12 protein-coding genes are annotated in these 16,745 nt (G+C 70.3%); 8 read left to right on the forward strand and 4 right to left on the reverse strand.

Features of this window, described 5'->3' with window-relative positions; all coding sequences use genetic code 11:
* Positions 1-848 precede the first annotated feature (848 nt).
* Positions 849-1,349, reverse strand: coding sequence for a hypothetical protein (locus ABZT06_RS04290; protein WP_355734549.1), 501 nt, complete (start codon positions 1,347-1,349; stop codon positions 849-851).
* A 459-nt stretch (positions 1,350-1,808) separates the two neighbouring features.
* On the opposite strand from ABZT06_RS04290, the gene ABZT06_RS04295 reads away from it, so the two are divergent.
* From ABZT06_RS04295 to ABZT06_RS04325, 7 genes are all read left to right on the forward strand, one after another.
* Positions 1,809-2,462, forward strand: coding sequence for a hemolysin III family protein (locus ABZT06_RS04295; protein WP_355734552.1), 654 nt, complete (start codon positions 1,809-1,811; stop codon positions 2,460-2,462).
* Positions 2,463-2,928: 466 nt separating this feature from the next.
* Positions 2,929-3,537: an ABC transporter ATP-binding protein gene (locus ABZT06_RS04300; RefSeq protein WP_355734555.1), complete on the forward strand. Its 609-nt coding sequence runs from the start codon at positions 2,929-2,931 to the stop codon at positions 3,535-3,537.
* Positions 3,534-4,400, forward strand: a complete 867-nt coding sequence (locus tag ABZT06_RS04305) for an ABC transporter permease (RefSeq protein WP_355734558.1) — start codon at positions 3,534-3,536, stop codon at positions 4,398-4,400. The genes ABZT06_RS04300 and ABZT06_RS04305 overlap by 4 nt, the downstream gene beginning before the upstream one ends.
* A 16-nt stretch (positions 4,401-4,416) precedes the next feature.
* Positions 4,417-6,222, forward strand: a complete 1,806-nt coding sequence (gene uppS, locus ABZT06_RS04310) for a polyprenyl diphosphate synthase (RefSeq protein ID WP_355734559.1) — start codon at positions 4,417-4,419, stop codon at positions 6,220-6,222.
* A gap of 426 nt (positions 6,223-6,648) precedes the next feature.
* Positions 6,649-8,232 (forward strand): FMN-binding glutamate synthase family protein, encoded by a 1,584-nt coding sequence (locus ABZT06_RS04315; RefSeq protein ID WP_355734560.1) that lies wholly within the window; start codon positions 6,649-6,651, stop codon positions 8,230-8,232.
* Positions 8,233-8,268: 36 nt separating this feature from the next.
* Complete coding sequence (locus ABZT06_RS04320; RefSeq protein WP_355734562.1) at positions 8,269-10,032, forward strand: thiamine pyrophosphate-dependent enzyme; 1,764 nt, start codon at positions 8,269-8,271, stop codon at positions 10,030-10,032.
* Positions 10,033-10,136: 104 nt separating this feature from the next.
* Entirely contained in the window at positions 10,137-10,979 is an 843-nt protein-coding gene (locus ABZT06_RS04325; RefSeq protein WP_355734564.1) for an RNA polymerase sigma factor SigF, read from the forward strand.
* A 26-nt stretch (positions 10,980-11,005) separates the two neighbouring features.
* Here the strand turns inward: ABZT06_RS04325 and ABZT06_RS04330 are convergent, their stop codons facing one another.
* Together ABZT06_RS04330 and ABZT06_RS04335 are read right to left on the reverse strand one after the other, a co-directional pair.
* Positions 11,006-11,866 (reverse strand): YihY/virulence factor BrkB family protein, encoded by an 861-nt coding sequence (locus ABZT06_RS04330; protein WP_355734567.1) that lies wholly within the window; start codon positions 11,864-11,866, stop codon positions 11,006-11,008.
* 26 nt (positions 11,867-11,892) lie between these two features.
* Positions 11,893-13,101 carry a phospholipase D-like domain-containing protein gene (locus ABZT06_RS04335; protein WP_355734570.1) on the reverse strand — a complete coding sequence of 403 codons (1,209 nt, stop codon included), beginning with the start codon at positions 13,099-13,101 and terminating at the stop codon, positions 11,893-11,895.
* Positions 13,102-13,297: 196 nt separating this feature from the next.
* On the opposite strand from ABZT06_RS04335, the gene ABZT06_RS04340 reads away from it, so the two are divergent.
* Entirely contained in the window at positions 13,298-14,473 is a 1,176-nt protein-coding gene (locus ABZT06_RS04340) for a pyridoxal phosphate-dependent aminotransferase (RefSeq protein ID WP_355734573.1), read from the forward strand.
* A 52-nt stretch (positions 14,474-14,525) separates the two neighbouring features.
* Here the strand turns inward: ABZT06_RS04340 and katG are convergent, their stop codons facing one another.
* Positions 14,526-16,742, reverse strand: coding sequence for a catalase/peroxidase HPI (gene katG, locus ABZT06_RS04345; protein ID WP_355734576.1), 2,217 nt, complete (start codon positions 16,740-16,742; stop codon positions 14,526-14,528).
* Positions 16,743-16,745 lie beyond the last annotated feature (3 nt).

The following is a 16,745-nucleotide window of genomic DNA, read 5'->3' on the forward strand; positions in this document are numbered from 1 at the left end:
ACGCCGGGCGATTGGCGCTCGGTGTATGCCCTGCGTGACCGTGGGCTTTTGACGGTGGACAAGGGCGGCGGCGCTGCTCGTGCCGAGGTCACGGAGGCAGGCCGGTTCTACGTCCGTCATGGCCGCCATCCTGGCGACGCGGAGTCTGCCGACCGCGGTGAGCCGTCCGCGCACGTGGAGTCTTCGGCGTCGTACGGCGAGCGTCCCGTTGCCCGCGCACGGCGGGCGAAAGCTCGTGAGTTGGTCGAACGGCTCCTCGCTGAAGGGCACATCCGCTTCGCCCATGCCGATGATGAGGAGATCGCGGAATGGCGGCGGGTCGTCAATTGTGCGAAGCGGCACGGCATGGAGCTGGAGGGGAAGCGCATCGAGAAGGTGCCGTACGGGCGGTCACCTCCGCCTTGCGCATGTTGCGGGAGGCGTACATCGACTGGACGGCTTGAGACCTGGCCGCGTCCGGTAGCTGCCGTCGCCCGTGCGGGCAGTGCTGTCGGCCGGACAGCGGGCCCCCTCTCCCGGGTGGGGAGAGGGCCTGCCATGGACGGGATCAGGATCGCGCGGCCAGGGCTGCGTGACCCGAGGTGCAGCCGGGGACGGCGCCACCTCGGCCGGGAGTGCCTGGATGTCGCCGTCGACTGAGGGCGTTTCAACCGTAGCCGAGGCTGGAAGCGACGACGCTCCGGCCCTGGTCGCCGGCGTGCTGGTCGTCGACGACCAGGGTCTGGCTCGCAAGGGGTAGGGGCACCGGGCCGGAGGAGCAGGGGATGCGAGGTCGTGGCTGCGCGCGGCGTGGCGGCTGGGGCGCCGCATGCCTGGTGCGGCTGTCGTGCGGTTTGGAGGAGCAGAGTTCAGACGCTTGTCCAGGCTTCGAGGAAGGCTTTCCGTCCGGCGGGGTCGTCCGACCTGCGGTCTGCGTGCAGGACGTGCCAGGCGGTGAGTTCGAGATCGCGGAGCCACAGTTCTCCGATGACCTGTGTTTTGAGGTCGGGGAGATGGTCGGACTCGGCGAGGGCTTGACCGATCACCTCCCCGGCCGCGGCGCGTTGGGGCGGGGTCATCTCGTCGACAGCCGAGAGGATCTGACGGGCCAGGGCGGTTCCTTCGCCTGTCAGGGCTTGCAGTACCTCGGCTTTGATGTTGGCGGGTAGCAGGTAGGCGGTGCCCGAGGACCTCCACAGGTTGGACCAGAAGTGTTCGCCTGCCTCGGTGGGAGCAGGGAGCGCGGCCAGCAGCCCGAGGAGATGGCCGATGGACGCGTACGCACCGGAGTGGGCGGCTGCGACGACCGCGATGCCGGCGACGCGCTCCACATCGAGATGCCGGGCTTCGAGGTCGGAAGCGAGGCCCAATTGGTGTTCCAACTGGTTTACGAGCGGGGCGGACACGTGAGGGCGGACCTCAGGAAGCATCGGCGATCCTTGCGGGTAGGCGAGCAGAGATGCCCGTTCGGAAGCCCTGATCGTTCCCCAGGACCAGCGGCTCTACTCGGCTTTGGGCGGCCCAATTGATGGGACCTGGGAGCCACAGCCGCGTCCGTCCGCCGTGAGAGAGTCCACGCCCGGCCGAGGCGGCGCCTGTGTTTCGGACCAGCCCCTCGAAGGCGGTCCTGTGAGATCTCCTAGCATGAGCACATGTTTGCCAGGGGCGCCCGGGAGTCCGGGGGAGGACGGGAAACCATGTCGCGTGGCACCGCTGAGATCGAGCGTGTGCACGTCGCTTCAGAGCGTGGAGAGCGGCGCGAAGCCGGTCCACCCTGCGGACCACAAAGTGACGGTGCGGGAGAGGCCGCCCACACGGTTGCCGCTCTGGTGGAGCGGGCGGCCGATCTGGTGGAACCGTTCAAGCCGAGGCTGCGCGGCTGGCTCCATGCCGGGATGGTCCCCGCGGCGTTGGTCGCAGGTGTCGTGCTTATCTGCCTGGCTCGTACCCCGCAGGCGGCCTTGGCCTGCGCCGTGTACTCGGTCACCGCCTGGCTGCTGTTCGCAACAAGTGCCATCTACCACCGCGGCACCTGGGGGCCGCTCGGCGAGGCCCTTCTGCGACGTCTCGACCACGCCAACATCTTCCTGATCATCGCCGGCACCTGCACCCCCCTTGCCGTACTCCTCCTCCCGAAGGACCAGCGATCCGTGCTGCTGTGGATCGTGTGGACGGGCGCGGTGGCCGGCATCGCGTTCCGGGTCCTGTGGGTCGGAGCCCCGCGCTGGCTGTACACCCCGTGCTACCTGGCCCTGGGCTGGGCACCGGTGCGCTACCTGCCCGACTTCCTCCACGCCGGCGGGGTAGCTGTTCTCACCCTGATCGTGGCCGGCGGTCTCCTGTACAGCGCGGGCGCGGTCGTCTACGCCCTCCAACGGCCGGACCCCTCACCCCGCTGGTTCGGCTTCCACGAGGTGTTCCACGCGTTGACCGTGGCAGCCTTCGCCGCGCACTACATCGCCATTTCCCTGGCCACCTACTGAACGCCGCATCTCTGCCCGCCTGCCGGACTGTCAGCCTGCCCGCCTCGCCCGCGGCCCGGACGCGCGGCGGGACCGGCGCACGGGCACGCCGGCGGGCCGACCGTCGTCACGCCGCTCGCTGTAGCGGGACATCGGTGACTTGACCTTGCGGTGCTGACCCGCTGCCGGCGGGGCGGGAGCAGGCCAGTGAGGATCCGACGGCCGAGCGTCCCGAGGAGCAGGTTTCCATCGGTGTCCGCGGGGATGATGCCGGTGGCCTGGATGACCAACCCGCGCGCCGGTCGCCGGTTGAGCAAGCGGCGTGGACGGGTTCGCCCAGACGCAAGCCGTGGGCTTGGCTGTCCGAAGTGCTTCGTATGCCTCTGGCGCCGACGCCCGGCGGCAGGGGCCCCGTGTCTGTGACGCGTCGCGAGCGTTAGGCCATTCGATCACGGTCGGTCCAGGACTACGGGGGGAGGAGACGGGCGTGGAGATCAGGGATGTGCATCATGCCTACCGTCGGCGTGTGGTCTTGCGGGGCGTTGACCTGCGGCTGCGGGCCGGAACTCTGTGCGGGATCGTCGGGGAGAACGGCGCCGGCAAGTCCACGCTGCTGAAAATTCTGTCCGGCGAACTGCGGCCCACCCGTGGATCGGTCCGTCATGGCGGCCGGTTCGGCTACTGCCCACAACACGTGGTCCTCAATGACGCGCTGACCGTCCGGCAGCACCTGGAGTTCTTCCAGACGGCCTACCGCCTCACCGATGTGCGCTACGCCGAAGAGATCATGGACGTGCTGGGCTTCACGGGATACGCCGATGAGCGGGCCGGCGTTCTCAGCGGCGGCACGCGGCAGAAGTTGAACGTGACGCTGGCGCTCATGCACGATCCGCAGGTCCTGTTGCTGGACGAGCCGTATCAGGGCTTCGACTGGGACACCTACCAGCGGTTCTGGGATCTGGCCGAGCGGCTGCGGGACGCGGGACGCTCGGTCCTGGTCGTCTCCCACCTGGCGTACGACACCGGGCGCCTGGACGAGCTGTGGCGCCTGGACAGCGGAACGCTGCGCGCGGACAAGGAGGGAGCCGCCGCGTGAGGTTTCACCTGACCCGCTTCGCTGTCGCGACCCGGTTCACGCTCCTCGAACACGGCCGCAACCGGTTCGCCATGATTCTGGTGATCCTGTTCGTCCCGGTGTGGACCTCCCTCGCGTACCTGGCGATGCCCGACACCCCGGCCCGGATGCGGCTTCGCGCCACCGGGGAGGCATTGGCCCCGCACGGCAACGAACTGACCGCGATCAGCGGAGCGCTCAACGCCGTCACCCTGATCACCGGTTTCATGATGTTCGCCGCCACCTTCTCCGGCAGCGGCTTCGACCGCCGCCTGGCGATGGCCGGCTACCCCCGCGCCCACCTCGTCCTGGCGAAAGTCACCGCTCTGGCTCTGGTCTCGGCGGCGGTGGCCGCTTATGCCACCGCGGTCATCTGCCTGACCTGGACCCCCCGCCAGCCTCTCCTGCTCGCCGCCGCACTGTTCTGCGCCGGACTCACTTACGGCGTCCTGGGAGTCGTCTTCGGGTCCCTGCTGCGCCGGGAAGTCGAGGGGATGTTCGCCATCGTGATGACCAGCATCATCGATCTCGCGCTGCAGAACCCCATCACGAGTTCCGGGGCTGACAACCCGGTCATGCGCTACCTGCCCTCGTACGGGGCCATGCAGGCCAGTACGGCGGCCGGATTCTCCACCAGCCCGGTCCCCGGGCATCTGGCCCTCCAGCTCACCTGGTTCGGGCTGGCCGCCCTTGTCGCCCTGCTGGGCTTCCGCCACAGCACCCGCAACTGCCTGCCGACCGCCTCCGCTGCGCCGCCCGGGCCGGGCAGCAGCACGGCCGCCCTTCCCGCACCGCGTCAAACTGCCGGCCCGTCGGCCAAGGCGTCCGGCACGGAAGCACACTGAGGTCCCGGCTCCCGACATGCGCGCCACCACACACTCCGCCACGGCAGACCTCGACGCCGCTGTGCCGGCACTACGAGGGCGACCCACCCACCGCCCGCCCACCGGCGAAGACCCGTCTCTGCGGGCCGCGTACCGGCTGTGCCGACGCATCGCACGACAGCACGATCCCGGGATCTACGTCCTCATCCAGCTGATGCCGGCCGTGCTGCGCCCGGCCGGGTGGGCCCTGTGGGCGGCAGCGAGCGTCCTGGACGACCTGGCCGACCAACAGGATGTGGAGCCGGCCGAACGCGCGGCCCGCGTCGACGCGTGGACCCGAGCCCTGCAACGCGACCTGGCGGCCGGCACGAGCGGGGACCCGGTCCGGCACGCCCTGGTGGACACCGCCCTGCGATGGCGCCTTGACCTGTCCGGCCTGCGAGGCGCCATGAACAGCACACGCGATGACACCCGCGGTCGGCACTTCGCCGACTGGGCCGCGTGGCGGTCCTGGTGCGGCGAGGGAATCGTGCCCTGGGTCGACCAGGTACGGCACCTGTTCGAACGGGCCGGAGCGCCGATGACGCTCCGGCTGGACCGGCAGCGGGACTACCAGTGGTTCATCGACGGCGCCCAGCTCACCGATGTCCTCACCGACCTGGGCGCCGACCTCGCCCGGGGCGACCTGCTGCTGCCGCAGGAGGCCCTGGACGCCTTCCCCGGCGCCGAGGACGCCCTGCGGCAGGGGAACTGGAGCACGGCCACAGCGGCTTTGATCCGGGAGCTGACGGCTCTGGCCCGTCAGTGGGTGACCAGGCCCGCGATGACCACAGGTATGCACCCGGGCGCTGCCATCGTGCTGGACACGGCCGCCTGCCTGATGCGCGCCCAGCTCGATGCCGTCGACGCGGCCGGCCACTCCCTGCTCAGGCACGCTCCGCGCCCGTCTCTCGCGGTGCGCACCCGTATCCTCGCCCCTGCCCGCATCCGGTCGAAACTGGCCTGGAGCCTGACACACCTGACCGTGCCCGGACCCCGGCGACCCGCGGTGACCGTGAGCGGTCCGAGCCTTGAAGCCGAGAGCACCACCCTTCGGCCCCCGCCACGGCACCCCGCCGGCGCCCGGCCCCCGCAGATCGCGGCCGACCGGATGCCTGCCCACGTGGCGGTCATCATGGACGGCAACGGCCGCTGGGCCGAGCAGCGCGGCCTGCCCCGCCCGGAAGGCCACCGCGCCGGCACCGCCGCCGTCCACGAGATGGTCTACGGCGCCCTGGAGATCGGCCTGCGCCACCTGACCGTCTACGCGTTCTCCACCGAGAACTGGAAACGCGACACCGAGGAGATCACCGCGATCCTGGAAGCGATCCGACGGGGCCTCGACGACGGGCCCATCCGTGACCTCGACGTACGCCAGCGCTGGTTGGGCCACCCCGGCCAACTGCCCGAGGAACTCGTCCAAGCGCTCCTGCGCGAGGAGCACCGCACCCGCAACCGCACCGGCCTGACCCTCACCGTCTGCATCAACTACGGCGGCCGCGACGAAATCACACGGACAGCCGCAGCCCTCGCCCAGGCAGCCCACGCAGGCGACATGGACCCCCACCTCATCGGCGAAGACGACTTCGCCCGCCACCTGCCCCACCCCGACATGCCGGACGTCGACCTGCTGTGGCGCACCGGCAACGAACAACGCACCTCCAACTTCCTTCCCTGGCACTCCACGTATGCCGAGTTGTACTTCACCCCCGACTACTGGCCCGACGTCGACCGGCGTGACCTGTGGCAGGCCATCACCGAATACAGCCGACGCCAACGACGCCACGGCGGCGCCGCGCAGTGAGGCGCGCGGGTCCAGGATTCCTTGATGTCAGGCCGTAGGACCTCGTACGCGACTACTGGATCACTGGATCGCAGGCCTCTGCGTACGGGGCGATGGCTGCCGCTCGCCTCATCGGGCTGGTTTCGCGGATCCGGTCCTGCCGCAGCGTCGGCGTTGTGTGTCCCGTGAGCCTGGGTGCGGACGGAACCCACACCCTCGCGCACTTCCAGCGCCCCGACCACGGCGGCTGCAGGCTGACCTTCCCCAGCCTCGATGAGAACTGCCCCTCCTGTCACACCTCGCCAGGGGCAGCGGCACGCACGCGGCGACTTGGAACGTGAGAAGTGAGGGTGCCTGACCTCCGGATCACCCAAGAGGGCGCGGGCTTTTGACGGCTCTTGGGAGGGGGCGGCGCATGGAGTGCCGTCCTCGGGCAACGTGCCAGGAGTGACACGCGTCGGAATCATCGTCCTGACCTGGCTCGCCGCCGTCGCGGCGGCCGTGGCCTCGATCGGGGTCTCGCCCTACTGGCTGTTCGCCGCCATCCCGCTCGCGCTCCTGGCACTGCTGGGTTCCTGGGATCTGCTGCAGCCCCGGCACTCGGTGCTGCGCAACTATCCGGTGCTGGGGCACGCCCGTTACCTCATGGAGCGGATCCGTCCAGAACTTCAGCAGTACTTCATCGAACGGAACTACGACGGGCGTCCCTTCGACCGGGACGTGCGCAGCATCGTCTACGAGCGGGCGAAGGGCACCGACGCGGAAGAGCCGTTCGGCACCGAGCAGGACGTGTACCAGCCCGGTTACGAGTTCCTCGTCCCCTCCATGGCACCTCGTGCGGTGCCCGAGACGCCACCGCGGGTGCGTATCGGCGGTCCCGACTGTGCCCGCCCCTACGACATGGCGCTGCTGAACGTGTCGGCGATGAGCTTCGGCTCGCTGTCGGCCAACGCGATCCTGGCACTGAACGGGGGCGCCGCGGCCGGAGGGTTCGCCCATGACACCGGTGAGGGCGGCCTGTCGGAGTACCACCTGCGTCCGGGGGGCGACCTCGTCTGGGAGATCGGCACCGGGTACTTCGGCTGCCGCACCGAGAAAGGCGACTTCGACGCGGCCGAGTTCGCGGACAAGGCCGCGCACGATCACGTCAAGTGCGTGTCCCTGAAGCTCTCCCAGGGAGCCAAACCCGGAATCGGGGGAGTGCTGCCGGGAGCCAAGGTCAACGCGGAGATCGCCCGGGTCCGGGACGTGCAGGAAGGGCGGACGGTCGTCTCACCGCCGTACCACCGCGTCTTCTCCACCCCGCGTGAACTCGTCCGTTTCATCGCCCGCATGCGGGAGTTGTCCGGAGGCAAGCCCGCGGGCTTCAAACTCTGTGTGGGCTCGCGCCGGCAGTTCCTCGCCGTGTGCAAGGCCATGCTGGAGGAGGGGACGGCACCCGACTTCATCGTCGTCGACGGAGCCGAGGGTGGGACCGGTGCCGCGCCGCTGGAGTTCGCGGACCACGTGGGTACCCCGCTCACCGAGGGGCTGCTCACGGTGCACAACGCCCTCGTCGGCGCGGGTCTGCGCGACCGGGTGCGGATCGGTGCGAGCGGCAAGATCGCCACCGGTACCGATCTGGTCAAACGCATGGTGCAGGGTGCCGACTACGGCAACGCGGCCAGGGCGATGATGTTCGCCGTCGGCTGCATACAGGCCCAGCGGTGCCACACCAACACCTGCCCCACCGGTGTCACGACCCAGGACCCGCGCCGGGCTCGCGCCCTCGACGTCGGGGACAAGACGCCGCGGGTACAGCGCTTCCAGGAGGCGACCGTGGCCGGCGCGCTGCAGATCATGGCGTCCATGGGCGTCACCGATCCCGCGGAGCTGCGTCCGCACATGCTCCACCGGCGCGTCGACCCCTGCACCGAACGTTCCTACGCGGAGCTGTACGAGTGGCTCGCGCCAGGGCAGTTGCTCGCCGAGCCGCCCGCCTCGTGGGCGGCCGACTGGCAGGCCGCCGACCCCGACCGCTTCACCGTGTGACCCCGACCGCTGCACCGCGCGACCTGGAGGACGCAAGTGGCCCGTACCGTTGCCCGAGTCATCGTGGACGCCCTGAGCGAACTCGGCGTGCGCCAAGTCTTCGGCGTCGTGGGAGACGCCCTCAACCCCGTCACGGACGCCATCCGCGCCACGGAGGACCTCGAATGGGTGGGGTGCCGGCACGAGGAGGCGGCCGCGTTCGCCGCGAGCGCCCAGTCGCAGCTCACCGGGACCCTCGGGGTGTGCATGGGCACGGTCGGACCGGGTTCCGTGCACCTGCTCAACGGCCTCTACGACGCGGCCAAGTCGCACGCCCCGGTGCTGGCGATCGCCGGCCAGGTGCCGCTCGCCGAACTCGGCAGCGACTACTTCCAGGAGGTCGACAACGACGCGCTCTTCAGCGACGTGGCCGTCTTCCGCGCGACCGTCACCTCTCCCGGCCAGCTCCCGCAGATGCTGGAGACGGCCGTCCGCACCGCGCTGGGCCGCAAGGGCGTGGCCGTCCTCACCGTGCCGGGCGACCTGGGCGACCGGGAGCTCACCGACGACCGGCCGGCCCGGTTCTCCCTGAACGCCCCGGTCAGCCGGCCCGACGACTGTGCCGTCCGTCGCGCCGCCGAACTCCTCGACCGTGCCGAACGCGTCACCCTGCTCGTCGGGCAGGGCGCCCGCGCCGCTCGCGACGACGTCCTCACCCTCGCCGACCGGCTGGCCGCGCCGATGGTGCTCACCCTGAAGGCCAAGGCGGGCTTCGAGGGCGACGCCAACCCCTTCCAGGTGGGGCAGACGGGGCTGATCGGCAACCCCGCGGCGGCGTCCACCCTCCAGGACGCGGACACGCTCCTGCTGCTCGGCACCGACTTCCCCTACCGGGACTGGTATCCCGAGGGACGTACGGTCGTCCAAGTGGACACCGACGCCACCCACATCGGACGCCGGGTCCCGGTGGACGTCGGACTCGTGGGCGACACCGGAGCCACGGTGCGCGACCTCCTGGGCCACCTCACCGCCGCGCCGGCCGGCACCGAGGGGGCGCGCGACCGCTCGCACCTGGAGAAGGCGCGTGAACGCTTCGACCGGTGGCGCCACGGCCAGGCCCGGCTCGCCGACCCGCAACACGACAAGGGGCCCGTGGGACGCGTCCGTTCGGCCCTGGACAACCGCGGGACCGACATCCGCCCCGAGGCGCTGGCCGCCGTCGTGGACCGAGTGGCGGCCGACGACGCGGTCTTCACCTCCGACACCGGCATGGCCACGGTATGGCTCTCGCGCTTCGTCGAGATGCGGGGCGAGCGGCGGCTCATCGGCTCCTACAACCTCGGATCGATGGCCAACGCCATGCCGCACGCCCTGGGCGCCCAGTGCCTGGACCGGGACCGTCAGGTGGTGGCCTTCTGCGGCGACGGTGGGCTGAGCATGTTGCTCGGCGATCTCATGACCCTGAAGACGTACCGCCTCCCGGTCAAGCTCGTCGTCTTCGACAACCGGCGCCTGGGCATGGTGAAACTGGAACAGGAACAGGCCGGGCTGCCGGAGTTCGGCACCGTGCTCGACAATCCCGACTTCGCCGCCGTGGCCCAGGCCATGGGCATCCCCGGCATCCGCGTGACGGATCCCGCCGAACTCGAGGACAGCGTGCGCCGGGCGTTCCGCACCGAGGGCCCGGTCCTCCTCGACGTCCTCACCAACCCCGACGAGGTCGCCGTTCCCGCCAAGCCGACGGTCGAGCAGGGCTGGGGTTTCGCGGTGGCCAAGCTGAAGGAGGTCGTGCGCAGCCACGGAGAGTCGAGCGGGCGCTGAAAGTTCCCGGAGTTCGCGGTGTGCGCGCCCGCAACCGGGGTAAGCGCGTGCTGCCGGACCAGGGGCCGGCGAGGACGAGACCGATCGGCCGGGAGGGGTGCAGCATGACGACGACCACCGTGCAGACCACAGAGCGGACCATGGACATTCCGGAGATCGCGGAGCCCGCCAAGGTCGCGCCGAAGGACGCGCGGGAGTTGTCGAGGCTGTTCTTCGACCAGCTCGCGATGCTGGAGGAGGGCACGCCGGAGTACCAGTACGCACGCAACACGCTGATCGAGATGAACATGTCCCTGGTCCGCTACGCCGCCGGCCGGTTCCGCAGCCGCGGTCCGGAGGAGATGGAGGACATCGTCCAGGTCGGCATGATCGGCCTCATCAAGGCGATCGACCGGTTCGAACTGACCCGCGAGGTCGAGTTCACCTCCTTCGCCGTCCCCTACATCGTCGGCGAGATGAAGCGGTTCTTCCGCGACACCTCCTGGGCCGTCCACGTGCCCCGGCGTCTGCAGGAGGCCCGCGTCCAGCTCGCGCGCGCCAACGAGGAACTGCACAGTCGACTGGGCCGGACACCCACCACCGCGGAACTGTCCGAGCTGATGAGTCTTCCGGAGGAAGAGGTCGTCGAGGCCCGGCTCGCCTCCAACGGATACAGGTCGGCCTCCCTGGACGCGGCGATCAGCGGAAGCGAGGACGGCGAGGCCGCGCTGGCGGACTTCATCGGCGACGAGGACGCGGCCCTCGCACTGGTCGAGGACTTCCACGCGCTCGCCCCGATGATCGCCGAACTGGACGAGCGTGACCGGCAGATCATCCACTGGCGGTTCGTCGACGAACTCACCCAGGCCCAGATCGGCGAACGCCTCGGCATCTCCCAGATGCACGTCTCCCGGCTGATCACCCGCCTCCTGGCCCGTCTGCGCGAAGGCATGCTCAGCACCCACTGACGGCGGGGAGGGCGATCCGGCCCGGCTCACCCCTCGTGACCGGGGTGCCCGGGCCTGGCCAGCTCGGCGTTGAACTGGGCGCCGAACAGCAGTGCCAGGTTGGACAGCCACAACCAGACCAGGAAGACCACGACGCCCGCGAGTGAGCCGTACAGACGGTTGTACGTGCCGACATGCGCGGTGTACATGGCGAATCCGAGCGAGACGGCCAGCAAGAGGGCCACCGCCAAGGTGCCTCCGGGCGCCATCCGGCCGACAGGGCGGGAGCACGCCGGGCCCGAACGGTACAGCACGAGTACCAGGGCGACGGCGACCGCGGCGATGACCGGCCACCGCAGTGTGTCCCAGGCGGCCTGCGGTCCGGTGCCGAGATCCAGCGCACCGGCCAGACGCCGGACGAGGCCGCCGCTGAGCAGCAGCGCCAGGGTCGACGCCAGGAGCAGGGCGAGCAGCACCAGGGCCGTGCCGACGATGCGCGGAGCGGTACGCCAGACCGGCCGGTCCGCGTCGATGCGGTGCATGGCGTACAGCGCCCGACGGAAGACGCTCAGATAGCTGCACCCCGACCACAGGGCACCCGTCCCTCCGACGAAGATCAGCGTCCAGGCCGTCGACGACTGCTCGGCCATCTGCCGCAGGGTGCCGCGCAGCAGAACACGGGACGCGGCCGGAGTGGCCTGCACCATGCGGTCGATGACCGCCGGCTCGGCGGTGGGCAGGGCCAGGCCGAGGATCGAGAGGACCACCAACAGCGACGGGAACAGGGCCAGCACCGCGTAGTAGGTCAGCGCCGCGGCCCAGTCCGTGACGTCGTCGTTCCAGACGGTCACCGGGGTCCGGCGCAACGCCGCCCACCATCGGGCCGTGCGACCGCCTGCGTCGTCCACGGCAGGACTCTGCCGCCTCGTGCGTTTCACAGGAAGCGCCGGATCGGTCCGACCGCGGCTTCCCCGACGCGTTGCCGGACGGCGCGCCGTCTCCACCGGTGAAGGTCGATGTCCACACTGTGTTCGAGGTCCGCCTCGTAGTCCCGGTCGAGGCAGGCGGTGAACTCCTCGTCCAGGACGGCAAGCATCACCTCCTCGTCGTGGTCCATGGACCGGCGGTTGAAGTTGGTGGAACCGATCAGGGAGGCCACCGAGTCCACGGTGATGATCTTGGCGTGCATCATGGTCGGCTGGTACTGACGGATGCGCACACCGGCACGCAACAGGCGCGTGTAGTGGTGCTGACCGGCCAACTGACAGGCGCGCTGGTCGGTGTGGGGGCCGGGCAGCAGGATCTCGACGCGCACGCCCCGTCGGGCGGTCTCGCACAGCAGGTCGATGAAGTAGGCGTCCGGGGCGAAGTAGGCGGTGGCCAGCCGGAAGCGTTCCTCGGCGGAGCTGAGCATGATCCGGATGAGGGTCTGCATGTCCTGCCAGCCGATGCTCGCGGAGCCGCGGACGACCTGCACCACCGAGGAGCCCGCCTGCGGGTGTTCCGTGAAGCGGTCACGGGTGTCGAAGAGTTCGTCGTGGCACTCGGCCCAGTTCTGCGCGAACGCGGCCGCGATGCCGTCGACGGCCGGACCGCGCACCTGGACATGCGTGTCCCGCCATTCGGCAGGGTTGCGCGCGTCGCCGCACCATTCCTCCGCGATGCCGACGCCGCCGGTGAACGCGGTGTCCTCGTCGACGACGAGGGCCTTGCGATGGCAGCGGTGGTTCTGCTTGAACGGGGACAGCCACGCGGGTTTGCGGAACCAGGCCACCTGCACGCCCGCGGTGCTCATGAGGTCCAGCAACCCCCGCTCGATCTCCTTGGCGCCGAAGCCGTCGAGCAACAGGCGCACCCGTACCCCCGCTCGGGCTCGCTCGGCCAGCGCGGCGGCGAAGTCGTGGGCGATCTGCCCCCGCCAGTACACGAACGTCATCATGTCGATGGTGTGCCGGGCCGAACGGATCGCCCCGAGCATCGCGGGGAAGATCTGATCGCCGTTGCGCAGGGGGACCAGGTCGTTGCCTTCGGTGGCGGCCACACCGATCAGCCGCTCCAGGCGACGGCGCAGACGCTGCTTGCGCGCCGCCGCGTCGGGAGCGGCGTCCTGTGAGGGGGGTGCGGGTGTGCCGCCGAGTGTCACGCCGAATCTCCGAACTGGTCATGAACCGGGAACGTCATGGGCTGCCGGGCGAGCCCGAACAACCACCTTCCCGGTCGGCGCCGCGGCACACGATTACCCCGGCTTCGGGTTCCTGCGGCACCATGGCGCTGACACACCACCCCCTCGCGTGGCCCTTCTGGAGCCCTCGATCACACGCCTCCGGGAGGCCCGCCTCATGAGGATCTCGCAACGCGCGCAGTCCGTCGCGCCGTTCTACGCCATGGAGTTCGGCAAGCATGCCGCGGCGCTGGAGGCCGAGGGGCGGCACGTCGTCAAACTCAGCCTGGGGGAACCGGACTTCGGGGCGCCGCCGGCCGTGATCGAGGCCATGCGCGGTGTCGTGGGCAGCAGGCCCATGAGTTACACCGGGGCGCTCGGGCTGCCCGAACTGCGCCTCGCCATAGCGCGGTTCTACGGAGAGCGGCACGGCGTCGACGTCGATCCCGGCCGGGTCGTCGTGACCGCCGGGGCGTCGGCCGCGCTGGTGCTCGGTGCCGCCGCGCTCGTCGATCCCGGGGACGAGGTGCTCATCGCCGACCCCTCGTACCCCTGCAACCGGCAGATCGCCGAGAGCTTCGGGGCGCGGGTCACGCTCGTGCCCACCAGCGCCGGGTCGCGGTACCAGCTGGACACGGCCTCCGTGCGGTCGTACTGGACGGACCGCACTCGCGGGATCATGGTCGCGAGCCCCTCCAACCCGACGGGCACCTCCGTCCCGGCCGACGAGCTGGCCGCCATCTGCGGGCTCGCCCGGCAGCGGGACGCCTGGCGGATCGTCGACGAGATCTACCTCGACCTCGGTGACCACGACGAGCACGGGCGGCCGCCGCGCAGTGTGCTGTCGTACGACCCGGAAGCCGTGGTCATCAACAGCTTCTCGAAGTACTTCGGGATGACCGGCTGGCGGCTGGGCTGGTGTGTGGTGCCCGAGGCGCTGGTGCCCGCGCTGGAGCGGCTGGCCCAGAACTACATGATCTGTGCCTCCACCCCCGCCCAGTACGCCGCGCTCGCGTGTTTCACGCCCGAGTCGCTCGCCGTGTGCGAGGAGCGGCGGGCCGAGTTCGGGCGGCGGCGGGCCCTCGTGCTCGACGGGCTCGAGCAGATCGGGCTGCCGGTGCCGGTGCCGCCCGACGGGGCGTTCTACGTCTACTTCGACGTCAGCGGCACCGGGCTCACCTCGTGGGAGTTCTGCGGGCGGGCGCTGCGGGAGGCGCACGTCGCGCTCACGCCGGGGCGGGACTTCGGGGTGGGTACCGCCGACACGCACGTCCGGCTGTCCTACGCGGCCTCGGCCGACGAGCTGCGCGAGGGGATCGCGCGGCTCGGGAAGTTCGTGGCCGGCCTGAAGTAGACATGGCACGGGGGCCGGTCCTCGCGGATCGGCCCCCGTGTCGTTCAGTCGCTCAGACCAGGTCGAAGCGGTCCAGGTTCGAGACCTTGACCCAGGCGTCGACGAAGTCCTTCACGAACTTCTCCTTCGCGTCGTCGCTCGCGTAGACCTCGGCGAGCGCGCGCAGCTCGGAGTTGGAGCCGAAGACCAGGTCGGCACGGGTGCCGGTCCACTTCAGCTTGCCCGTCTCCGCGTCACGGCCCTCGAACGCCGTCTGGTCCTCCGAGGTGGACTTCCACGTCGTGCCCAGGTCGAGCAGGTTGACGAAGAAGTCGTTGGTCAGGACGCCCGGACGGTCGGTGAGGACGCCGTGCGTCGTGCCGCCCTGGTTGGCGCCGAGGACGCGCAGACCACCGACGAGGACGGTCAGCTCGGGGGCGCTCAGGGTGAGCAGGTTCGCCTTGTCGAGCAGCAGGTACTCGGCCGGCAGGCGGTTGCCCTTGCCGAGGTAGTTGCGGAAGCCGTCCGCGACCGGCTCAAGGGCGGCGAAGGACTCGACGTCGGTGTGCTCCTCGGTCGCGTCCACGCGGCCCGGCGTGAAGGGGACCTCCACGTCGTAGCCGGCGTCCTTGGCGGCCTTCTCGACCGCGGCGGCACCCGCGAGGACGATCAGGTCGGCCAGGGAGACCTTCTTGGCACCGGTGTTGAAGGCGGTCTGGACACCCTCCAGGACGCGCAGCACCTGCGCGAGCTGCTCGGGGTCGTTGACCTCCCAGCCGCGCTGCGGCTCCAGGCGGATGCGGGCGCCGTTGGCACCGCCGCGCTTGTCGCTGCCGCGGAAGGTGGACGCCGAGGCCCACGCGGTGGAGACCAGCTGCGAGACCGTGAGGCCGGTCTCCAGGATCTTGGCCTTCAGGGTCGCGATGTCGGCGGCGTCGATGGTCTCGCCCTCGGCCTGCGGCAGCGGGTCCTGCCACAGCAGCGTCTCCGCCGGGACCTCCGGGCCGAGGTACAGGGACTTCGGGCCCAGGTCACGGTGGGTCAGCTTGTACCAGGCGCGGGCGAAGGCGTCCGCGAACTGGTCCGGGTTCTCGTGGAAGCGCTTGGAGATCTCGCCGTAGATCGGGTCGAAGCGCAGCGAGAGGTCGGTGGTGAGCATCGTGGGCCGACGCTTCTTCGACGGGTCGTGGGCGTCCGGGATGATCTCCTCGGAGTCCTTGGCCACCCACTGGTTGGCACCCGCGGGGCTCTGGGTGAGCTCCCACTCGTAGCCGAAGAGGATGTCGAAGAAGTCGTTGCTCCACTGGGTGGGCTTGGTGGTCCAGGTGACCTCGAGACCGGAGGTGATGGCGTCGCCGCCCTTGCCGGTGCCGTAGGTGGACTTCCAGCCCAGGCCCTGCTCCTCCATGGAGGCGGCCTCGGGGTCGTTGCCGACGTGGTCGGCGGGGCCGGCGCCGTGGGTCTTGCCGAAGGTGTGACCACCGGCGATGAGGGCGACGGTCTCCTCGTCGTTCATCGCCATGCGGCGGAAGGTCTCACGGATGTCGCGGGCCGCGGCCAGCGGGTCCGGGTTGCCGTTGGGGCCCTCCGGGTTGACGTAGATGAGGCCCATCTGGACGGCGCCGAGCGGGTTCTCCAGCTCGCGGTCGCCGGTGTAGCGCTGGTCGTCGAGCCAGGTGGTCTCGGGACCCCAGTACACGTCCTCGTCGGCCTCCCAGACGTCGGCACGGCCGCCGCCGAAGCCGAAGGTCTCGAAGCCCATGGTCTCCAGCGCGACGTTGCCGGTGAGGATCATGAGGTCGGCCCAGGAGATGGACTGGCCGTACTTCTTCTTGACCGGCCACAGCAGACGGCGGGCCTTGTCCAGGTTGCCGTTGTCCGGCCAGCTGTTCAGCGGCGCGAAGCGCTGCTGACCGCGGCCGCCACCGCCACGGCCGTCGCTGATGCGGTAGGTGCCGGCGCTGTGCCAGGCCATCCGGACCATCAGCGGGCCGTAGTTGCCGAAGTCCGCGGGCCACCAGTCCTGCGAGGTGGTCAGCACCTCGGCGATGTCCCGCTTCACGGCGTCCAGGTCGAGGGCCTGGAACGCCTCGGCGTAGTCGAAGTCCGCACCGAGCGGGTTCGCCACGACCGGGTCCTTGGCGAGGATCTTCAGGTTCAGTCGCTCCGGCCACCACTGGCGGTTGCCGCCGCCCTGGGTGGGGTGCGCGGCGCGCCCGTGCGCGACGGGGCAGCCACCGGTGCCCTCGGTCTTCGCGTCGGTGACGATTGCGTCGGGGTTCTCAGACATGGG

This window comes from Streptomyces sp. NPDC005483, assembly GCF_040606035.1.
Taxonomy (GTDB): Bacteria; Actinomycetota; Actinomycetes; order Streptomycetales; family Streptomycetaceae; genus Streptomyces.

What these genes read in the sequence shown, in the direction of transcription:
- ABZT06_RS04325 (WP_355734564.1), top strand. Translation starts at nt 10,137, where the DNA reads ATGACGACGACCACCGTGCAGACCACAGAGCGGACCATGGACATTCCG.
- katG (WP_355734576.1), bottom strand. Translation starts at nt 16,742, where the DNA reads ATGTCTGAGAACCCCGACGCAATCGTCACCGACGCGAAGACCGAGGGC.
- ABZT06_RS04340 (WP_355734573.1), top strand. Translation starts at nt 13,298, where the DNA reads ATGAGGATCTCGCAACGCGCGCAGTCCGTCGCGCCGTTCTACGCCATG.
- uppS (WP_355734559.1), top strand. Translation starts at nt 4,417, where the DNA reads ATGCGCGCCACCACACACTCCGCCACGGCAGACCTCGACGCCGCTGTG.